This window comes from Mesorhizobium sp. 128a (genome assembly GCF_053848025.1).
The window spans coordinates 368,442-388,674 of sequence record NZ_JBSPKY010000003.1 but is presented as its reverse complement, the minus strand read 5'-3'; the positions used below and the strand labels follow the sequence as shown (position 1 = coordinate 388,674).

Sequence of the window (20,233 nt, the reverse complement as noted above, 5' to 3'; positions counted from 1 at the left end):
AAACCCCGAAGCAGCCATGGTCGCGCTCCTTTTCGCAACCAGATACGGACCTCCTGATGTTCTTTGCATCCGACAACTGGGCGGGCGTCCATCCCGACATCTCGGCCAACCTGACCCGCCATGCCGCCGGCACCGCCACGGCCTATGGCGACGGCGAGCTCGACCGCGCCGTCTACAAGCGCTTCAACGATATCTTCGAGCGCGAGGTCGCGGTCTTCTTCGTCGCCACCGGCACCGCGGCCAACGCGCTGTCGATGGCGTCATTGAACCGGATCGGCGGCGTCGCCTTCTGCCACGCCGAAGCGCATATGAATGTCGATGAATTCGGCGCAGCGGGCTTTTACACCGGCGGCGCGCGCATGTCGCCCGTCCCCGGGCCTCTGGGGCGCATCAATCCGCAAGCGCTAGACCGGGCCATCAAGCGCTATTCGCAGGATCTCGCCCCCGCCGGCCAGCCGATGGCGGTGACGATCACCCAGGCAACCGAAGTCGGCACCGTTTACGCCGTCGACGATATCAAGGCGATCGCCGAGGTAGCTCGCCGTCACAAGCTGCCTCTGCACATGGACGGCGCGCGCTTCGCCAATGCCGTTGCGGCGACTGACATCAGCCCTGCGGAAATGACCTGGAAGAGCGGTGTCGACATCATCTCCTTCGGCGGCACCAAGAATGGTTGCTGGATGGCCGACGCGGTCGTGGTCCTCAACCCAGACGTTGCGCGCGACCTGCGCCTGCTTCGCCAGCGCGCCGGCCAGACCTTCTCCAAGGCGCGCTTCATCTCGGCTCAGTTCGAGGCCTATTATGCCGACGATCTGTGGCTGAGGATGGCACGCCACGCCAATGCGATGGCCGCAAGGCTGGCAGCGACGATCGAGGATGCCCCGTCCGGCCGGCTGGCCTGGCTGCCGCAGGCCAATGAAGTGTTCGCTATTCTCGACCGCACCAAGGCGGAAAAAATGCAAGGCGCCGGCGCCAAATTCTATGAATGGGCCCTGCCGCAAAGCTTCGACGGCCACCTCGGCGACAATGAAGCGATCTACCGCTTCGTCGCCAGCTTCGCCACGACCACCGAAGAAGTCGACCACCTTGGCCACATGATCGCCTGAGCTTTCCGATGACCAGACCTCCCCTCGGCTCGACCATGCGGCTGGTTCGCCCGGCGCCAAACGTGCTGGGCTTCTATGACGGCCGCATCGATGGCGTCCGCGCCTGGTCGGACGAGCCGAACTGGCTGGACGACGGCGCCTATGCGCTGGGCATCTGCACCTATGCCGTTGTCGACGGGCCGCAAGCGCTTGTCTACGACACGCATATTTCGCTGCCTCACGCGCGATATGTCAGGCAAACGCTCGAAGCCATGGGAGTGCGCTCGATCCGGGTCGTTCTCAGCCACTGGCATGACGATCATATTGCCGGCAACGAGGTGTTCCAGGACTGTGAAATCATAGCCAACACGCTCACCGCCTCTGCCTTGGCGAAGAACAAGGCCGAGATCGAAGCCGGCATTCCGCCGATCAAACCACTCGTGCTGCCCAACAGGACTTTCGAAGGCAGCCTTGACCTCACCGTTGGCTCGATTGCCGTCGAGCTGCGCCAGGTCGAAATCCACAGCCATGACGGCACAGTCCTGTTCATGCCGGAAACCGGCCTGCTGCTCGCCGGCGACACGCTGGAAGACTCGATCACCTATGTCAGCGAAGCGGATCGCTTGGCCGAACATCTGGTTGATCTCGAACGCATGGCCGGCTGGCCGATCAAGCGCATCCTGCCCAATCATGGCTCGTTGGTGGCGATCGAAGCCGGCGGTTATGGCAAGGACTTCATCGCTGCGACGCAGGACTATGTCCGCAAGCTGATCCGCTGCCGGCAAGACGCCGATCTGGCCAAGCAGGATCTGAAAACCTTCGGCGCCGAGATGTTCGCCGCCGGTACTGTCGAATATTTCGCACCCTACGAAGCCGTCCACCGGCAAAACGTCGAGGCCGTTCTCGCTGCAGGCACTGGCTGCTAAGCCAGGAAAGGCCGCAGCAGAAGCTCCAGGCCAAGCAGGATCAGGAAGATAAGAAACCAGCGCCGGAAGGTTGCCGGGCTGATCCGCTGCCGCAGCAACTGTCCCAGCCACATGCCGAGCAGGGCCGGCAGGACGGCCAGCGACGACATGGCGATATGCTCCACCTGGAACGCCCCATGCGAGACAAGCCCGGCGGCAAGCGCGATGGTCGACACGGTGAAGGACAGGCCGAGCGCCTGGATCAGGTCGTCACGGCTCAGGCCGAGCGCCTGGATGTAGGGCACGGCAGGGACCACGAACACGCCGGTGCCGCCGGTCACGAGACCGGTGAGAAAACCGACAATGGGCGACGCCCAGCGCTCGGCCGACACCGGGACCGTCAATTGCCGCGCCAGCAGTGTATAGGCGGCGTAGATGATCAACGCCGCACCGAGACCGGCGGTCGTCCATTTGACGTTGTCGCTGGCCAAGAGCCACGATCCGGCCTGCGTGCCGGCGACGATGCCGATCATTATCAGCCATAGGCGTCTGAGGATCGACGCGAAGCTCGGTCCGGCAAACAGCTGCCAGATGTTGGTGACGAAGGACGGCACGATCAGCAGCGAGGCCGCCGCGACCGGCGGCATGATGGTGCCCAGCAGCCCCATCGCCAGCGTCGGCAGGCCCATGCCGGTAACGCCCTTGACGATGCCGGCCAACAGGAAGGTGACGGCAATGGTGGCCGTCAGTGCCAAGGAGAAATCAGCCGGGAAATCAGACATCGCCCTTCATGGGAAGGCGACGCACGCTGCAAAAGAGCCAGAACTCTGCGGTTGGGGTGACAGGGAGTTGACGCAACAAAAAAGCGGCGCCCTCGCGGCGCCGCTTTCGTCTCGGGAGGAGACGCTTCTTTCTCAGGGCGTTACGACGTCCCTTGGACGTGACGCCGCTGTCTTGATTACGCGGCGTTCTTGGCCTCGATCTGCTTGGCCTTCTCGGAACTCGCGGTAATCGCGATCTTGCGCGGCTTCAGCTCCTCGGGGATGTTGCGCGTGAGGTCGACGAAGAGCAGGCCATTCTTCAGCGTGGCGCCAACGACCTCGACATGGTCGGCAAGCTGGAAGCGGCGCTCGAACGAACGCGAAGCAATGCCGCGATAAAGCAGCTCGGAGCCCTCGCCATTGCCCTCTTCCTTGCGCTCACCCTTGACGGTCAGCACGTTGCGGTGCGCTTCGATCGAAATCTCTTCGTCCGAGAAGCCGGCAACCGCCATCGAGATGCGGTAGGCGTTCTCGCCGGTGCGCTCGATGTTGTAGGGCGGATAGGTCTGCGCGCCATCGGGCTGGGCCAGCGAGTCGAGCATGGTGAACAGGCGGTCGAAGCCGACCGTCGAGCGATAAAGCGGGGAAAAATCAACGTGACGCATGAGGTGTTCTCCTGTTTGAGCAACATGGTTTGCGTGTGGCCGGTGCGAAACCCTGGAAAGGCGTTTCCGCGTGGACCAGCAGCCCCGACATCGGCGGCTGCATCCGACATTTGGGGAGCGCAAAAGCGCATTTCAAGGATTTTTGAAGAGTTGTGAATTGAGGCGTCGATGAACGGCAGATGAACCGCCGCTTCGGCGCCCGTTCAGCCGGCCGGCGCTAGAGTGCAGCCGGGATAAAGAACCAGGCGGCGCCGGATGAAGGCGCCGCGACGAAGCCGAACCGGGTGTAACGTCCCTTCCTCCCGGATCGACAGAGGCCGGAAGCACGCCGTCGCAGGCTGCTTCCGGCCTTACTCGTTGTTCGTCCACCCCCCGGGCGCCCTCCCTTTGCTTTTCATCCATTGGCGTCTATCACCATGCCGACGCCCCGCCGGGTGAGACACCACGAAGACGCAAGCGCCGAATGACGGACCTCTTCCACCCCACGCCAGGCAACCCGCCGCCGCAAAATGTCGCCGGCGGCTTCTTCACCACGCGCGACGGCAAGAAGATCCGCTACGGCCTTTTTGCCGCGGTCACCCGGCCGCTGAAGGGCACGGTCGTCCTGCTGCCCGGCCGCAACGAGTGCATCGAGAAATATTTCGAGACCATCCGCAACCTTACCGATCGCGGCCTCGGCGTCGCCACGCTCGACTGGCGCGGCCAGGGTGGTTCGGACCGGCTGATCAGAGACCCGCAACGCGGCTATGTCCGCTCCTTCTACGACTACACCGGCGACCTCGAACAGTTCTTCGAGGACATCGTACTGCCCGATTGCCGCGGCCCGTATTACATCTTCGCCCATTCGACCGGAGCCGTGATCGCGCTGCTCGCCGCGCCGTCGATGGTCAACCGGGTACGCCGTATGGTGCTGATCGCGCCATTCTTGACGGTGCCCGATTCTCCGCTGTCTGTACAAACGGTGCGCCGCGTCTGCTCGTTCTTGTGCCTTTTCGGCCTCGGCCGGCTCTATGCGGCCTGGGGGCCCAGACCCAGGCAGACCCTGCCCTTTGCCGTCAACAAGGTGACATCGGACCCTGTGCGCTACCAGCGCAACACGAAAATCTACGAGGACTATCCACAACTGGCGCTCGGCGGCCCGACGATCCGCTGGCTGCAGGCCGCCATCAAGGCAAGCGAAGCCATCAGCGAGCCGGACTTCATGGCGAAGATTCAGGTCCCCCTGCTCATGATCGCCGCCGGCGCCGATCAGGTCGTGTCGACCAGGGCCGTGGAAGCCTACACCAGGCGTCTGCGCCTCGGCTCGCTGCTGATAATCGATGGCGCCAAGCACGAGATCCTGCAGGAGGCCGATGTCTACCGCGAGCAGTTGCTCGCCGCCTTCGATGCTTTCATTCCCGGCAACGACGACCCCACCGCCTGATGCCGCCAGCGCCGCGAGGTGCGGCACGCCTTGAGTTCGCGCCTGCTGACAGCCTTCTGTCAGCAGGGCAGCCCAGTAGCGCCGGCCGCAGGCAAACAGCTAAAGATTCTGACAGCCGGTGCCATGCAGGAATGATCATCTCTCCGCGTCGAACTGAACGCCAAGGAGATGACATCATGACCGAGAAAACCTGCGCTGCCTGCGACTGCCAGTTGGACGCCAACCCGATCCGCGTCAAGGTCGGCGGCAAGACCGTGGAGGTCTGCTGCGAGGAATGTGCGATAGCGCTGAACGAAGCCGGCGCCTCAGTCGCCGGCGTCTCGGTGATCGGCAACGGGGAGGCCTGAGCGATGCGCCCGGATCATGCAGCGACGGCACAATGCCTGACACATCAGCCGACAACTCAAACCGCGACCTTCCGGCGGTCCTTGCGGACACAATGCATCGTGGCGGCCAACTGGATCGGTCGTCAGCTGGAACGGCGCCGAAGCCGCCTTGCCTTGCTCGAAATGACCGACGAGCAGCTCAAGGACATCGGCTTGTCGCGCGGTGAGGCCCACACGGAATATATGCGCCGCTTGTGGGACTGAGCCACGGCCGTTGCGAAGGCGCTGACAGGTGAAGTCTCCTGACAGGTCTGGGCAGACCGATCGCCTAGAGTGCCGGAACAGCTTTCGGCGCAAAGGGAAACGCGGCCATGTCGCAATTCACGGTACAGACGCTCCTGGACACCGGTACCGTCAGGGTAAGGGACATCGTCTGCAGCGGCAAATGCCGGCACAAGAGCGACGAGGAATGCACCTCCGCCACGCATCTGGTTTTTCCCTATCGCGGTGTTTTTGTGCGCCATGTCGGCCGCAACGATGCGGTCGCCGAAGCCAACCAGCTGCTGTTCTTCAACGAGGCCGAACCCTACCGGATCAGCCACCCCGTCGAGGGTGGCGATTCCTGTCTCGATCTCGTCATCGAGGAAGCACAGCTGCAGGAACTTACGCCGAAGGAACAGTTGCGCTCGGGCACCTCATTGGCGTTTCGCCGCCAGCGCCGCCGCATCGACCCGCGGGCCCAGGCGCTGGTGGCGGTGCTGCGTCACAGCCTGAGCCGCAACATTGCCGAAACGCTGGAGGCCGAAACCCTGGCCCTGACGCTGGTGCGGCGTTCGCTTGGCGAGCGCACCTCGCATGCCGCCGGCGCCAGCGCTGGCCGGCAGAAGCTGGTCGATCGCGCCAAGCTTGTCCTGTCCTCGGACCTGTCTCGGCGCTGGACGTTGGCCGAGATAGCCGCCGAAGTCGGCGTATCACCGGTTTATCTGACGCAAGTGTTCCAGCAGGTCGAGGCGATGCCGCTCTATCGATACCACCTGCGCCTGCGCCTGGCGCGCGCGCTCGACCTTCTGGGCCGCTACGACAATCTGACGACGCTCGGCATGGACCTCGGCTTCTCCAGCCACAGCCATTTCAGCGCGGCCTTCAGGCAGGTCTATGGACGAACGCCGGCGGAATTCCAGCGCTCGATCAAGCCGCGCTAAGAGCAGTTCCAGGAAAAGCGCGTAGCGCTTTCCCTAGGGAATTGCGTCGAACACAAAGTATCAGCCGCGCAGGGCAGCCATTGCGGCCGCATGAAGCTCCGGCGTCGCCGCGGCCAGTATGTCGCCGCCCTTTTCCGCCGGGCCGCCCTCGAATGTGGTGACGACACCGCCGGCCTTCTCGATTATCGGGATCAGGGCCACGATGTCATAGGGCTTCAATCCGGGATCGGCGACGATGTCGACGCTGCCCGAGGCAATCATGGCAAAGGCGTAGCAATCGGCGCCATAGCGGACGAGCTGGACCTCTTTTTCGAACCGGTCGAAGCGTGGGCGCGCCTCGCCCTTGAACAGCGCCGGCGTGGTTGTGAACAAGGTCGCCTCGTCGAGCTTCGTCGTCTTGCGGGTCGCGAGCTTGCGCGGGCCGCCGGGGCCTTCATAGTGGGAACCGGAAGCGTTGGCGAAGAACAGCTCGCCGGTGAAGGGCTGCGCCATCATGCCGGCGACAGCGTCGCCATCGACCGTGAGCCCGACCAATGTCCCCCACACCGGCAGCCCGGAGATGAAGGCGCGGGTGCCGTCGATGGGATCGATCACCCAGACATGCTTGCTGGAGATGTTCTCGCTGCCATGTTCTTCACCCAAAATGCCGTGATCGGGATACTCGGCCGATATCAGCGCCCGGATGGCGCGCTCGGCTTCGCGGTCGGCTTCCGTGACCGGGTCAAAACTGCCTTTTTCCTTGTTGGCCACCGCGCCTTGCGCGCGAAAACGCGGCAAGGTTTCAGCCGCCGCCGCTTGCGCGATCCGGCGCATGAAATCGATGCTGATGTCCACCTGATTCTCCCGCATGCAGAGTGCCTGACCCGTCTGCCGGCACTTTCGCGCCAAAACAAGCGGGTTTATCGATTTATCGTAGAGATAACCGTTGCCAAAATGTCACATCGGCGCTGTTCAAATGCAATTTCCACATCAGAGTGAATTAAATAAGCCCGAATTCGATTGACATTTGTGCATCGCACAATAAATTTGTTCTCGGACAGGTTTTCCTGTCCATGCCCTCCTTGGGCGTTTCCTCCCTAGACTTCGACCGTGTCGTGCAAACGATGCGGTCTTTTTTTACACCGAGGCATGGCTGTCGCGGGGTCCCATAATTAGCCGCCGCTCCGGCGTCATTCGGCAGCCAGAGGCAGGTCGATGAAATGGTGATCGGGCATTGCCATCAGGTCGGCCGAAAAGCGCGCCACATCGTCGGCCAGCGCATGGAAACCAGCCGATTTCTGGAACGTCCGCTCATTCATGTAGAGCCCGCGATTGACCTCGATCTGCAGCGCATGCAGATGGCGCGCCGGCCGGCCGTAATGCTCGGTGATAAAGCCGCCGGCATAGGGCTTGTTGTGGGCGACGGTATAACCCATGCCGATCAGCAGGCCGATCGCCGTCTCGGTCAGCGCAGCCGTGGCCGAGATGCCAAAACGATCGCCGACGATGAAATCAGGCCGTAAGCCGTTGTCGCCCACCCTGATGCTCGCCGGCATCGAATGGCAGTCTATAAGCACGGCATAGCCGAACCTCGCATGGGTTCTGGTCAACAGCCGCTTCAGCGTCTCGTGATAGGGTTTGTAGACGGCCTCGATGCGCTGGACGGCCTCCGCCAGCGGCAGGCGGCCGGAATAGATGTCGAGCCCCTCCCCCACCAGCTTGGGCACGGTGCCGAGCCCGCCGGCGACGCGAGCCGAGCGGATGTTGCAGAAGGACGGCACCGGCTCGGCGAACATGCGCGGGTCGAGCTCCCACGGTTCGCGATTGACGTCGAGATAGGCGCGCGGAAAATTCGCCGCCAGCATCGGCGCGCCGAGTGCCACAGCACCGCCGAACAGCTCGTCGACATAGCAATCCTCGGAACGGCGAATGGCGTTGCGGTCGAGCCTGGCCATGGCCAGGAAGCGGTCGGGATAGTAGCGGCCGCTATGCGGCGAGTTGAAGACGAAGGGAACGCGCTGCTCGGCGCCCGATCGGATTTCGAAGGGTGGAACGACCGAAAAATCCTCGGCTGCCGTCGTCAATTTGAACGAACCCGGAAACAGCAATGCATCATCATGGGAAACTGCCACCTCATCGGCCGCATGTCCAGCATTTCGGCATGTCAGGAAGCCCGTCAAATCAGGATTAATGCCACCAGCGTTCACTTGATGTTTACCGTCACCTCCTCATATACAGGATGGTTAACGGGCTTGCCGGACGGCAGGCTTGGGTGGGGTGATTCGGACGGGACACAATGGCACGCATTCTCCTGGCGGAAGACGACGACGACATGCGCCGGTTCCTGGTCAAGGCACTGGAGCGGGCCGGCTACCAAGTCAGCGATTTCGACAATGGCGCCAGCGCCTATGAGCGGCTGCGCGAGGAACCCTTCTCCTTGCTGCTGACCGATATCGTCATGCCGGAGATGGACGGCATCGAGCTTGCCCGCCGCGCCACCGAGATCGATCCCGACCTCAAGGTGATGTTCATCACCGGTTTCGCGGCCGTCGCGCTCAACCCCGATTCCAAGGCGCCGAAAGACGCCAAGGTGCTGTCGAAGCCCTTCCATCTGCGCGATCTCGTCAACGAGGTCGAAAAAATGCTGCAGGCCGCCTGAAGCACGCCAGTGCGATCCGGCCGCTTGCCTGACGGCGCGACAAAACGAGCCCTTCTTTCCCTTTTCCGGCTATTGACGCGCTGGATCAAAAATGGTGTATGCGCGGCTTCGGATGGGCGTGTAGCTCAGCGGGAGAGCACTGCATTGACATTGCAGGGGTCACAGGTTCAATCCCTGTCACGCCCACCATCCAGACCAACAAGCTTTTGATTTGTTCCGCAGCTTTGCGCTCATCGGAACTCGGTGGCGCTGTTTATGGCTTCGCCGCAGCGCACCAACGAGGTTCACCTCCAAGCGAGGTCACCCCGAGGCCAAATCAGGGATGCAAGACCGCCCCGGCACGAGCCGGGACGGCGAGGCCTCTCGGCCAGGTCATTGCGGCCGCGGATCGGGCCTGTCGGGCTTGTCATGAGGGTTGTTGATGCCTTCACGGCACGGGGTGCCGATGCCGCAGCACTTGCCGTTGTAGGTGACACCAGGCTTGGTCTTCTCGCATTCCCTCGGCGGTGCCGTCTGACACCCAGCCAGCACCGAAACGGCGATGACGGCGAGAAGGACGTTTCTTGAAGTGGTAGACATGGACGTTCTCGTTGATGGACCCGTGTTTGCTACACAGCGCTTGGTCGCGTGCGGCAACGAAATGGTTCACGAGCAAAACTGAATTGCCGGCAAAGCCTTCCCGGCGCAGGCTGGTGAGCTGGCGCGACAATGCCTGGACGAATTTTCTGTCGTGACGATTGGGTGCGATGGCTTTAAGGCTGGGAACAGGCGCGATGTTCGGGGGGAGCAATGCGAACAACGACATCAGGATGGTCGATTATCCCCGACCGTTGGCGCGCTCGCTCAGGCGGGTGGCCATGACGTCAACTCCGGCGCAGCGGAAACCGACCTGGCAACGCATCTACCTCGAACTCAAGCGGGCGAGGAAATATCTCCAATCGCCGGGTTCGAAACTTGGCGGCGTGCTGGTTGCGGCAAAACGAACGCTTGAGCACAGGCGCAATGTCAGGCTTCGCATCAGGGCGGCGCGTGACGCATATCCTGCCTTGCCGATTGCGGCGGCGAAGGACAGCTTCATGCTCGTCCGCATCATTGGCAACGATCTCGAGCCGCGGCACCGCAAAGGCCAGTCTTTAGACAATGCAAGGTTCATCCTGGACAATGAGCCGGCCTTTCCTGACTGCGACAAGTTCTGGATCGTCAATCGTATAGCCGATCCCGAAGAGGAGGCTCGCATCGTCGGGCTGCTGGAGGGCCGTAGCCAGAGCTTTCACCGCATCCCTTTCAATCTCGACGCCTATGGCAGAATTCCTTGGGACATCGACAGGCTGTCGGCAAAAGAGCTCCGGTTTTCCAGCAAAGGCAGCCGATCGGCTGAACTCACGGCGGCACGCTACGAAACGCTCATCAGAAGCAGCAAGAACCGCTACTTGATGAACAACAACGGCGCCCGCAACAAAGCGCTCGAGATGGCCCGCACGCGGGCGAAGTGGCTGATGCCATGGGACGGAAACTGTTTTCTGACCGAGCAGGCGTTCAGGCAGATACGCCGGGCAATCGAGGCGAGGCCGTATCTGCCCTATGTCATCGTACCGATGGCGCGCATCGTCGACAACACGGCCCTGCTCGACGAGAATTTCAGCCCGCCCGCGAATGAAGAGCCACAGATCATATTCAGGGCCGACACGACCGAGCTGTTCGACGAAACTCATCCCTACGGGCGCCGACCCAAGGTTGAAATGCTGTGGCGGCTTGGCATTCCCGGGCTTTGGGACCGATTTCGCCACGACCCGTGGGATTTCCCGCGTCCACCCCCATCGGCGGATTCAGGACTTTTCCAGACTGCCGGCTGGGTGGCGCGCCTGGATTCCGGGCGCGCGCATCTTGAAATCGGCCGGGCCGGATTCGTTGCCCGCTCGTTCAGCCGCGACGAGGCGATCATCACCATGATCGACCGTTGCGACGCCGCTGTGATCTCCGCAAGGCTCGATACGTCACAGCTGGTTTTCTACGACGAGAAGGCGCTCGCCGCCGCCTCGAGGAACAAGGACGCCGGCCTTCGGCAGCATCTGCGGCTCTGCGCCGACCAGGCGCTCACCCGAGGTCCGTTCAGTGTGACGGACAAGACATCAGTAGCGCCGAGCGGCGACCGACACGATTATTTCCAACCGGGGCCCTATTGGTGGCCCGATCCCCACAGCCCTGACGGCCTGCCCTTCATTCGGCGCGACGGCGAGCGCGCACCCGGCACCGCACTCTACGAAGCCGGCAGCGAAACCTATGATCGCACCCGCTTGCAGCGATTGCTTGACGACACCACCGTGCTTGCGCTGGCGGCGACAGTGCTTGACGAGCCAAGCTATTCCAACCACGCCGCCAAGCTGATCCGCACCTGGTTCATCGACCCCGCTACAAGGATGAACCCGCATATGCGATACGCGCAGGTCCGGTTCGGCCACGACGACAATGAAGGCAACGGGACCGGCATTATCGAGCTCAAGGATCTCTATTTCTTCCTCGATGCTGTTCGTCTGATTGAGCGTGCCGGCGCATTGGACGCAACGGAGCGCGAAACGTTCAGATCCTGGCTTGGCTCGTACGCCAATTGGCTGGACACCGCGCCCGCCGCGGTGACGGAGGCTTCCCGCGCCAACAACCATGGCGTCTTTTACGATTTGCAGCGGGCATCAATCGCAGCTTTCCTGGGTGATAGCGCCACGCTGGCCGGGATCGGACTTCATGCCAGGGAGAGATTGGCAGATCAGATCGCGTCGGACGGCTCATTGCCGAGGGAACTAGCCCGCACTCGGCCCATTCACTACACCCTGTTTACTCTGCAGGGCTGGACGACACTGGCGCGCCTGCTGACCTCGATCGGTGACGACCTCTGGCAGCACCGGGCAGACCAGGGACAGGGACTGGTTGACGCTCTGCATTGGCTGGCGGCCAATATCGACAGCCGGCAAGCCACGGAAGCGATCGACGCGGACCGACGTTGGCCGCTGTTGCTGGATCTGGTGCGCCACGACACTGAAGCGACGATTTCCGCCGCCGAGGCGGAAGCCGCAAAGCCTCTTTTCCACCCGGACGAAGGCATCGCACCCTTCTGGCGGTGGCGAAGGGGCTAGATTCTTATGCCCGCCTTCCGGAGCCGCGATCGCAGTTGCGATAGCCGGCCAGACTTACCTGATGCAACTGACCCCATCTGCCGCGCGACCTGCTTGAAGATTCTATTTTTGGGTTCAGCCTTGATCGCTATCGTGGTCATACTCGATGCGGACTCCATGTCCTCTAACGCCTCATGCAGAATATGGGCCGCGCACGCCGCGGCATAGGGGTGGCCGGCCTTGGCCGCGGCAACGTAGGATGCGAAATCCTTGCCCATGGCGTGGCCATGCACCGTCTTGCGCGACAAAGCCACAAGCATAGGCAGCGGCACCTTGGGACTCGCCTCGAATTGTTCCGTCATGCGCGATTTCAAAATGGCTTCGCCTGCAGCGTAATCCTTCTCGCGAAAATAAGAGGCCACGATCTTGAGCGCATATGCATTGCGTCGGTCAGGTCGCCATAATGCAGGAAGAAGCGCGCACCACGCTCGTGCGGATCGACATAGATGTCGTCGACGCGCTCGGTGTTGAACGAGGACGAGCGGCGTTTGACGCCATGGACAATATAGCCCTTCCGCAGAAGCAGCTCTGCAAGATGGGCCCCGTCCTGCCCGGTTACACCGGTGATGAGCGCCACTTTTTCCGTCATTGCCGCATTCGTCCGCATCTAATCCCGGCAACGGAATACAGATTTGAAGCGAGAAGGCAAATCCCCCATGTGGGGGATACTTTTCAGCCGCCGATTGTGCCGTCCTCAGACACCCGCAACCGCGCAGAAATGCTTCATTCTGGTCAACGCAAGTTCGGGATCGGCGAGCAACCCTGCCTGGTCGGCAAGACGGAAGATGTCGCAATAGTGCAGGATGCCGCGCGCCGACTGCATGCCGCCAACCATGGCGAAATGGTCCTGGTGGCCGTTGAGCCAGGCCATGAAGATGATGCCGGCCTTGTAGTACTCAGTCGGCGCCTCGAAAATTCTCCGCGACAGCGGCACCGTTGGCGCCATCAGCGCGTCATAGCCGGCGCGGTCGCCGTCAGTCAGCTTCGCCAAGGCCGCGTTGGCGACCGGCGCGATGGCGTCAAATATACCCAGCAGCGCGTGTGAATGCCGTTCGCCGTCGCCGGCGATCAGCTCGGGGTAGTTGAAATCGTCACCGGTGAACATGACGACGCCTTTCGGCAGGCGGTTGCGCAAGGCGACTTCCTTGCCGGCATCGAGGAGCGATATCTTTATGCCCTCGACCTTATCTGCATGGCGCTCGATAATGGCGACGACGGTGTCGAGCGCGGCCTCGAAATTGCTGCTACCCCAATAGCCCTTCAGGGCCGGATCGAACATGTCGCCCAGCCAGTGCAGGATGACCTTGCCGGAGGCCTGGCTGAGGATGCGGTCGTACACCTTGAGATAGTCGTCCGGCGCCTTGGCCACCGCGGCCAGCGCCCGGCTGGCCATCATGATCGCCTTGCCACCCTGGCCCTCGATGAAAGCGAACTGTTCCTCGTAGGCGCCAATGACATCATCGAGCGTTCTGGCAGCCGCCGGCGCCAGATGATCGGTGCCGGCGCCCGATGCCAGATCGGCGCCTTCGACGCTGCGTGCCTCGGCGATCGAGCGCCGGATCAATTCCTTCGCATTTTCCCAGTCGAAACCCATGCCGCGCTGCGAGGTATCCATCGCCTCGGCGATGCGGAAGCCGAGCCGCCACAGATGATGACGGAACGCCATCGTCTTGTCCCAGTCGACCGCGGGCTGCGACCATGGGTCGGTCATTGCAAGCGGATCGGCCACAACATGGGCGGCGGCATAGGCTATGCGCGAAAACCGCGCCCCGATAACCGGCTCGGCCGGCTGGCCGACGAGCCGATAGCGAGCGTGGCGGCCACCTTCCCCGGGCAAGGTGATGTCCATGAAATTCTCCCTTTGCCAGCGCCTATAAATGGAACGTTCCAATAAATCAAGAAGCTTTACGATTCCGGAAATTGACACGTCGGATGCTGCGGCGCAACACGCAGCCCCTAGCCTTATTCGACTTTAAGGCCGAAACAATCACTTTTTCGGGTTTTGCGGAAATCCCGATTGACTCTCAGTGAGGCCGACGTTTAGAACGTTCCAATTAATTCGAACAGAATGCCGGGAGGACTATCTGGATGGCCAGCCGGGCCAAGGCGACGATTTTCGACATTGCCCGCGAAGCCGGCGTGTCCAAATCGACGGTCTCACTCGTGCTCCAGGGCAGCGGGCTGATCAGACCTGAGACAGCCAGCAAGGTTCGCAAGGCGATCGAGGATGTCGGCTATGTCTACAACCGCGGCGCCGCCAATCTGCGCAAGGCCCACTCCAACGTCATCGGCATGGTCATCAACGATCTCACCAACCCCTTTTTTGCCGAGCTGGCGGTCGGCATGGAGCGTGTCTTCCAGTCGGCTGGCATCGTGCCCTTCATCGCCAACACGGCGGAAAATCCGGTGCGCCAGGAAGAAGTCCTGAAGTCGTTGATGGAACAGGGCGTCGCCGGGCTGATCGTGTCACCGGCGCGCGGTACCACGCCGGGCGCCTTCCGCCGCCTTGAGACGGCAGGTGTCCCGGTCGTCTTTGCCATGCGCCGGCTGCCGGACAGCCGCATCCCGGTGATTGCGCCCGACAATCATCGCGGCGCGTACCTGGCGGCCGCCCATCTCATCGGCAAGGGCCATCGCCGGCTGGCCTTCTTCGGCGGCACCGCCGATCTGGTCGTCTATCAAGAGCGCCTGGGCGGTTTTCGCGAAGCCTGCGAGACATCAGGCATTGCCAGGCGCGACGTGCTTGTCGTCGAAGGCGAGACCAGCCGCAGGGGCGGCATCGCCTGCCTGGAAACCGCCCTTGCCATGGCCGAGCCGCCGACGGCGGCGCTGTGCTTCAACGACGCCGTCGCCTTCGGCGTTATGCTGGCGCTGCGCAAGCGCGGACTGGAACCGGGGGCGGATTTCGCCGTCGTCGGTTTCGACGACGTGGTCGAGGCCGAGCATTACATGCCGGCGCTCACCAGTGTTTCGGTGGATACCCCCGGTCTCGGCGAGCGTGCCGCGCACGTCATGCTGAAGATGATCCAGTCGCGCACCACACGCGCCGAGGATCATATCGGCGCCGTCAATCTGGTCGTCAGGGAAAGCTGCGGTCCCGATCGCCGCACCCAGAACACGCCTGCAGGAATGGGAGACGCCGCATGAGCGTCAGATGGGGACTGATCGGCGCCAGCACGATCGCCAAACAATTCATGATCAACGCCATCCGAGCGCAAGCTGATGGCGAGATATCAGCGGTGATGAGTTCCAGCCCCGAGCGCGCCAATACCTATGCTCGAGAAAACAACATTCCGCTTGCCGTCTCGACGCTGGACGACCTTCTCGGCGCCAACATCGACGCCGTCTACATCTCGACCACCAATGAACTGCATCTCGAACAGGCGCTGGCCGCGATCAAGGCGGGAAAGCATGTTCTGTGCGAAAAGCCGTTGGCGCTGACCAGCGCCGATGCGCGCACCATGGTCGCCGCCGCCAAGGCAGCCGGAACCGTGCTTGGCACCAACCACCATCTGCGCAATGCCGGCGCCCACCGCGCCATGCGCGACGCCATATCGGCCGGCCGCATCGGCAAACCGATCGCCGCGCGCGTCTTCCATTCCGTCTACCTGCCGGAGAACCTGCAGGGTTGGCGCATCACCAGGCCTGAGGCCGGCGGCGGCGTGGTGCTCGACATCACCGTGCACGATGCCGACACGCTGCGCTTCGTGCTTGGCGACGATCCAATCGAGATATCGGCCTTTACCCAGTCGGCCGGCATGGCAGGCAGCGGCCTGGAAGACGGCGCCATGTGCATCTGGCGCTTCGGGTCGGGCCTGATTGCCCAATCGCATGAAGGCTTCACCACGAAGTTCGCCGACACCGGCTTCGAAGTGCATGGCTCCGAAGGCTCGCTGATCGCCAGGAATGTCATGACGCAGAAGCCGGTCGGATCGGTGCTGCTGCGCACCGCCAAGGGCGAGGAAGAGCTGAGCTTCGAGCGCGAAGATCTCTACGTCAGGTCGCTGCGCCAATTCCACGATGCGATCCGCGGCAAGGGCCAGCCATCGGCCACCGGCGAGGACGGCGTCTGGTCGCTGGCCTCGGCCGAAGCGGCATTGCAGTCGGAAAAATCCGGCAAGGCGGTCACCATCGATCCCAAGCTGGGGAGCGCCAAGTGAGCAAGCTCGTCTCCGCCGCCGAAGCCGCCGGCCTCATAAAGGACGGCATGACCGTGTCCGTCTCGTCGTCGAGCGGCCTCGGCTGCCCGGATGCCGTGCTGGCCGCCATCGGCGAGCGCTTCGACGCGGAGGGCCATCCCAAGGATATCACCACGCTGCACCCGATCGCCGCCGGCGACATGTACGGCATCAAGGGCATCGACCATCTGGCCAAGCCCGGCCTGTTGAAGCGCACGCTTTGCGGCTCCTACCCCTCTGGCCCGTCCTCGTCCGAGCCGCCGCAGATCTGGAAGATGATCTGCGACAATTCGGTCGCCGCCTACAATGTGCCGTCCGGCATCCTGTTCGACCTGCACCGAGAGGCCGCCGCCAAGCGCCCGGGTGTGCTGACCAAGGTCGGTCTCGACACGTTCGCCGATCCACGCCATCAGGGCTGCGCCATGAATGCCGCGGCCAGCGAGCCGATCGTCTCCGTGCAGCAGTTCGACGGCGAGGAATGGCTCTATTTCCGCTCGATCGTGCCCAACATCTCGATCATCCGCGCCACGACATCAGACGAACGCGGCAACCTCACCTATGAGCATGAGGGCGCCTATCTCGGCGGCCTCGAACAGGCGCTCGCCGCCCGCAACAATGGCGGCATCGTCATTGCGCAGGTCAAACGCGTCGTCGAAAACGGCACGCTGAAGCCGCATGACGTGCGCGTGCCCGGCGTGCTGGTCGACCATATCGTGGTTGCGCCGGATCAGTTGCAGACGACACTAACGCCTTACGACCCGGCGATTTCCGGCGAGATCTTTCGACCGCTGTCGAGCTTCCGCACGCCGGAGATGAACATCCAGAAGGTGATCGCACGCCGCGTTGCGATGGAACTCGGCGACGGCATGGCCGTCAACATCGGCTTCGGCATCTCGGCCAACGTGCCGCGCATCCTTCTTGAGGAAGGCCAGCACGGCAAGGTCACCTGGGTGATCGAACAGGGGGCCGTCGGCGGCGTGCCGCTGCTCGACTTCAAGTTCGGCTGCGCCTCCAACGCCGAAGCAATCATGCCGTCGCCGCACCAGTTCATTTATTTCCAGGCCGGCGGCTTCGACGCCTCGCTGCTGTCGTTCCTGCAGATCGACCGCCATGGCTCGGTCAATGTGTCGAAGCTTTCGGCAAGGCCGCATGTCACTGCCGGGGCCGGCGGCTTCGTCGACATCACCGCGCGGGCGAAAAAGATCGTCTTCTCCGGCTTCTTCAATGCCGGCGCAAAACTGTCGCTGGCCGATGGCGGCATCCGCATCGACGCGGAAGGCAAGGTCAAAAAGGTGGTCAACGAGGTCGAGCACATTTCTTTCTCGGGCAAGCGTGCAGTCGCGCAGGGACAGGACATCACCTATGTCACCGAGCGCTGCGTGATGAAGCTGACGCCGGACGGGTTGATGGTGACGGAACTGGCGCCGGGGATCGATCTCGAACGCGATGTGCTGGCGCAGTCCGAAACACCGCTCGCCGTCGCCAACGATCTCAAGGTGACACCGGCTGCCCTCTACCTGGACCGCCCGATCGGCCTGTCGCTCAATGGCGGCGCCTCGCTCGGAGGCGCGCATGGCTGAGCGCCTCGTCACCTTCGAGCAAGACGGCGCCATCGGCATCGTCACGCTGCGCCGGCCGGAAAAGTTCAACGCGCTCGACATTCCGATGCTGCGCGCGCTGGAAGCTGCGCTCGACGAAGCCGAGATGGCTGAGGGCGTGCGCGTCGTGCTGGTTCGCGGCGAAGGCAAGGGGTTTTGCGCCGGCGGCGACGTCGAGGCCTGGGCGCAGATGAGCGTCGCCGACTTCCAGGTGCAATGGGTGCGCTACGGTCACCGCGTCTTCGACCGGCTGGCAAGGCTCCGCCAGCCGACCCTAGCCGTGCTCTCCGGCCATGCGTTGGGCGGCGGGCTGGAGCTGGCTGTTGCCTGCGACTTCCGTGTCGCGGAAACGCAGGTGAAGCTCGGCTTCCCCGAAACCTCGATCGGCGTCGTGCCCGGCTGGTCCGGCACGCAGCGCGCCGTGCGCCGCTTTGGTGCGCAGACCGTGCGCCGCATGGCGCTCGGCGGCGAAGTCTTTGCCGCCCCTGGCGCGCTCGCCCTCGGCATCGTCGACCGCATGGTCGAGACGGGCCAGGCGCTGGCAGAGGCCAAGACGTGGGCCGAAAAAATCGCCCAGCGCGGGCCGCTCGCAACCGAAGCCGCCAAGCTGATGATCGCAGTCGCCGAAGGCGAGGAAAGTGCGGCCGCAACGGAGGCGCTCGCCAGCGGTTTCATTGCCCTGACCGGCGACCTCAAGGCCGGCGTCGGCGCCTTCAAGGCCAAGCAGAAGCCTGCCTTTTCGAGATCCTAGAGAAAGCACGATGAACGCACCGCTAAACATTTCCATGCCGACTGAGGCGTCCAAGGCGCCGAAGGCTTACAAGCTCCTGATCGACGGCAAGCATGTCGATGCCGGCGATGGTCGCATGCTGGAGCGCGACAGCCCCGGCCACGGCTTCACCGTTTCGCGCTATGCGCAGGCCGGCACGGCCGAGGTGGAAGCGGCGGTGCAGGCCGCGCACAAGGCCTTCGAGACCGGCCCCTGGCCGCGCATGAAGGCGGCTGAACGGGCCGCGATCCTGCTCAGAACGGCTGACCTCATCGAGGCCCGGTTGGAAGACATCGCCCGGCTCGATGCGCTGGAATCCGGCAAGCCGATCGCCCAGGCGCGCGGCGAGATTGGCGGCGCCGTCGACATCTGGCGCTATGCCGCTTCGCTCGCCCGCACGCTGCATGGCGAGAGCTACGCCAATCTCGGTGACGCCATGTTGGGTGTCGTGCTGCGCGAGCCGATCGGTGTCGTCTCGATCATCACACCGTGGAATTTCCCCTTCCTGATCGTCAGCCAGAAACTGCCCTTCGCGCTCGCCGCCGGCTGCACAGCAGTCGTCAAGCCGAGCGAAATGACCTCGGCCTCGACCTTCGTGCTCGGCGACATACTGATGCAGGCCGGCCTGCCTGCCGGCGTCGTCAACATCCTGGCCGGACTGGGCGCCGATGTCGGCGCGCCGATGGTCAGCCATCCCTTGGTTGAGATGGTGTCCTTTACCGGTTCGACCCGCGTCGGCAAGACGACCATGGCGGCAGCGTCGGATTCACTGAAGAAAGTCTCGATGGAGCTCGGCGGCAAGAACGGCCAGATCGTCTTCCCCGATGCCGACCTCAAGGCTGCCGCCGATGCGGCTGTCTTCGGCGGCTTCTTCAATGCCGGCGAATGCTGCAATGCCGGCAGCCGGCTGATCGTGCATGAGGCGATCGCCAAAGACTTCCTCGCCACTGTTAAGGCACTGACCGCCAAGGTAGCGGTCGGCGATCCGCTCGACGACCGCACCAAGGTCGGCGCGATGATTTCCACCGATCATCTGGGTAAAGTCGCGGGCTACGTCACGGCAGCAGCGAAAGACGGCAGCGATGTCTACAGCGGCGGAGGCCAGCTGGCCTCCAACGCGGGCCAATACCTCGATCCGACGATTGTTAGCGGCGTTACCGAGGACATGGCGATTGCGCGTGAGGAAGTGTTCGGGCCCGTGCTCGCCGTGCTGACTTTTGAAACGATTGAAAAGGCGTTGCACATCGCCAACAACACGCCCTATGGTCTCTCGGCAGGGGTGTGGAGCGCCAGTATCGACACCTGTATGTCGGTGGCGCGTGGTGTGCGTTCGGGAACGGTTTGGGTGAACACATTCATGGAAGGCTACCCCGAGCTGCCATTCGGGGGCTACAAGCAGTCCGGCATCGGACGCGAACTCGGCAAACGCGCTGTCGAGGATTATACCGAGGAAAAGACAATCCAGTTTCATCGCGGCCAGCGCACCGGTTGGTGGGTCGGCTGAGTTTGGAAGAAC

Annotated in this window: 20 protein-coding genes, 1 tRNA gene and 1 pseudogene; 14 read left to right on the top strand and 8 right to left on the bottom strand. The window is 63.0% G+C overall.

Annotated elements, in window-relative coordinates:
• Positions 1-56 precede the first annotated feature (56 nt).
• Together ACWTU9_RS08220 and ACWTU9_RS08215 are read left to right on the top strand one after the other, a co-directional pair.
• Entirely contained in the window at positions 57-1,106 is a 1,050-nt protein-coding gene (locus ACWTU9_RS08220; protein ID WP_455857867.1) for a threonine aldolase family protein, read from the top strand.
• An 8-nt stretch (positions 1,107-1,114) separates the two neighbouring features.
• Positions 1,115-2,011, top strand: a complete 897-nt coding sequence (locus tag ACWTU9_RS08215; RefSeq protein ID WP_455857866.1) for an MBL fold metallo-hydrolase — start codon at positions 1,115-1,117, stop codon at positions 2,009-2,011.
• Here ACWTU9_RS08215 and ACWTU9_RS08210 read toward each other — a convergent pair.
• Complete coding sequence (locus tag ACWTU9_RS08210) at positions 2,008-2,772, bottom strand: sulfite exporter TauE/SafE family protein (RefSeq protein ID WP_455857865.1); 765 nt, start codon at positions 2,770-2,772, stop codon at positions 2,008-2,010. The two genes, ACWTU9_RS08215 and ACWTU9_RS08210, sit on opposite strands and share 4 nt — an antisense overlap.
• Before the next feature lie 176 nt (positions 2,773-2,948).
• On the bottom strand, positions 2,949-3,416 hold the full coding sequence (locus ACWTU9_RS08205; protein WP_112559269.1) for an Hsp20 family protein: 468 nt from the start codon (positions 3,414-3,416) through the stop codon (positions 2,949-2,951).
• A 463-nt stretch (positions 3,417-3,879) separates the two neighbouring features.
• Between ACWTU9_RS08205 and ACWTU9_RS08200 the strand changes: the two genes are divergently transcribed.
• From ACWTU9_RS08200 to ACWTU9_RS08185, 4 genes are all read left to right on the top strand, one after another.
• Positions 3,880-4,839, top strand: coding sequence for an alpha/beta fold hydrolase (locus ACWTU9_RS08200; RefSeq protein WP_455857864.1), 960 nt, complete (start codon positions 3,880-3,882; stop codon positions 4,837-4,839).
• A gap of 176 nt (positions 4,840-5,015) precedes the next feature.
• Positions 5,016-5,186, top strand: coding sequence for a hypothetical protein (locus tag ACWTU9_RS08195; protein WP_454574496.1), 171 nt, complete (start codon positions 5,016-5,018; stop codon positions 5,184-5,186).
• A gap of 99 nt (positions 5,187-5,285) precedes the next feature.
• Positions 5,286-5,429 carry a DUF1127 domain-containing protein gene (locus ACWTU9_RS08190; RefSeq protein WP_455857863.1) on the top strand — a complete coding sequence of 48 codons (144 nt, stop codon included), beginning with the start codon at positions 5,286-5,288 and terminating at the stop codon, positions 5,427-5,429.
• A 107-nt stretch (positions 5,430-5,536) separates the two neighbouring features.
• Positions 5,537-6,367, top strand: a complete 831-nt coding sequence (locus ACWTU9_RS08185) for a helix-turn-helix domain-containing protein (protein ID WP_455857862.1) — start codon at positions 5,537-5,539, stop codon at positions 6,365-6,367.
• Positions 6,368-6,427: 60 nt separating this feature from the next.
• On the opposite strand, the gene hisN is transcribed toward ACWTU9_RS08185, so the two are convergent.
• Together hisN and ACWTU9_RS08175 are read right to left on the bottom strand one after the other, a co-directional pair.
• Positions 6,428-7,201 (bottom strand): histidinol-phosphatase, encoded by a 774-nt coding sequence (hisN, locus tag ACWTU9_RS08180; RefSeq protein ID WP_455857861.1) that lies wholly within the window; start codon positions 7,199-7,201, stop codon positions 6,428-6,430.
• 335 nt (positions 7,202-7,536) lie between these two features.
• Positions 7,537-8,478, bottom strand: coding sequence for an N-formylglutamate amidohydrolase (locus ACWTU9_RS08175; RefSeq protein WP_455857860.1), 942 nt, complete (start codon positions 8,476-8,478; stop codon positions 7,537-7,539).
• Between the two features lie 164 nt (positions 8,479-8,642).
• On the opposite strand from ACWTU9_RS08175, the gene cpdR reads away from it, so the two are divergent.
• Together cpdR and ACWTU9_RS08165 are read left to right on the top strand one after the other, a co-directional pair.
• The gene (gene cpdR, locus ACWTU9_RS08170) at positions 8,643-9,005 is read left to right on the top strand and encodes a cell cycle two-component system response regulator CpdR (RefSeq protein ID WP_006199474.1); all 363 of its coding nucleotides are present in this window, start codon (positions 8,643-8,645) and stop codon (positions 9,003-9,005) included.
• 114 nt (positions 9,006-9,119) lie between these two features.
• A tRNA-Val gene (locus ACWTU9_RS08165) sits at positions 9,120-9,194 on the top strand.
• Between the two features lie 238 nt (positions 9,195-9,432).
• On the opposite strand, the gene ACWTU9_RS08160 is transcribed toward ACWTU9_RS08165, so the two are convergent.
• Positions 9,433-9,810: a hypothetical protein gene (locus tag ACWTU9_RS08160; RefSeq protein ID WP_455857859.1), complete on the bottom strand. Its 378-nt coding sequence runs from the start codon at positions 9,808-9,810 to the stop codon at positions 9,433-9,435.
• Between the two features lie 52 nt (positions 9,811-9,862).
• Between ACWTU9_RS08160 and ACWTU9_RS08155 the strand changes: the two genes are divergently transcribed.
• A complete protein-coding gene (locus ACWTU9_RS08155; protein WP_455857858.1) occupies positions 9,863-12,133 on the top strand; it encodes an alginate lyase family protein in 2,271 nt (756 codons plus the stop codon).
• Here ACWTU9_RS08155 and ACWTU9_RS08150 read toward each other — a convergent pair.
• The 3 genes and pseudogenes from ACWTU9_RS08150 to ACWTU9_RS08140 all read right to left on the bottom strand — a co-directional run bounded on the left by ACWTU9_RS08150 (position 12,130) and on the right by ACWTU9_RS08140 (position 14,021).
• Positions 12,130-12,474: a hypothetical protein gene (locus ACWTU9_RS08150; protein ID WP_455857857.1), complete on the bottom strand. Its 345-nt coding sequence runs from the start codon at positions 12,472-12,474 to the stop codon at positions 12,130-12,132. The two genes, ACWTU9_RS08155 and ACWTU9_RS08150, sit on opposite strands and share 4 nt — an antisense overlap.
• Before the next feature lie 71 nt (positions 12,475-12,545).
• Positions 12,546-12,761: pseudogene (locus tag ACWTU9_RS08145) on the bottom strand (GDP-mannose 4,6-dehydratase); the annotation flags it as partial.
• Between the two features lie 105 nt (positions 12,762-12,866).
• Positions 12,867-14,021 carry a dihydrodipicolinate synthase family protein gene (locus ACWTU9_RS08140; RefSeq protein WP_455857856.1) on the bottom strand — a complete coding sequence of 385 codons (1,155 nt, stop codon included), beginning with the start codon at positions 14,019-14,021 and terminating at the stop codon, positions 12,867-12,869.
• Between the two features lie 239 nt (positions 14,022-14,260).
• Here ACWTU9_RS08140 and ACWTU9_RS08135 point away from each other — a divergent pair, with 239 nt between their 5' ends.
• Genes ACWTU9_RS08135 through ACWTU9_RS08115 form a run of 5 tightly spaced genes read left to right on the top strand, consistent with a single transcriptional unit; the run spans position 14,261 to position 20,221 of the window.
• On the top strand, positions 14,261-15,319 hold the full coding sequence (locus ACWTU9_RS08135; protein WP_455857855.1) for a LacI family DNA-binding transcriptional regulator: 1,059 nt from the start codon (positions 14,261-14,263) through the stop codon (positions 15,317-15,319).
• On the top strand, positions 15,316-16,332 hold the full coding sequence (locus ACWTU9_RS08130) for a Gfo/Idh/MocA family protein (protein WP_455857854.1): 1,017 nt from the start codon (positions 15,316-15,318) through the stop codon (positions 16,330-16,332). The genes ACWTU9_RS08135 and ACWTU9_RS08130 overlap by 4 nt, the downstream gene beginning before the upstream one ends.
• Positions 16,329-17,930, top strand: a complete 1,602-nt coding sequence (locus ACWTU9_RS08125; RefSeq protein ID WP_455857853.1) for an acyl CoA:acetate/3-ketoacid CoA transferase — start codon at positions 16,329-16,331, stop codon at positions 17,928-17,930. Before ACWTU9_RS08130 ends, ACWTU9_RS08125 begins: the two co-directional genes overlap by 4 nt.
• Positions 17,923-18,699, top strand: a complete 777-nt coding sequence (locus ACWTU9_RS08120; protein ID WP_455857852.1) for an enoyl-CoA hydratase/isomerase family protein — start codon at positions 17,923-17,925, stop codon at positions 18,697-18,699. Before ACWTU9_RS08125 ends, ACWTU9_RS08120 begins: the two co-directional genes overlap by 8 nt.
• Positions 18,700-18,709: 10 nt before the next feature.
• Positions 18,710-20,221 (top strand): aldehyde dehydrogenase family protein, encoded by a 1,512-nt coding sequence (locus tag ACWTU9_RS08115; protein ID WP_455857851.1) that lies wholly within the window; start codon positions 18,710-18,712, stop codon positions 20,219-20,221.
• Positions 20,222-20,233: the final 12 nt, after the last annotated feature.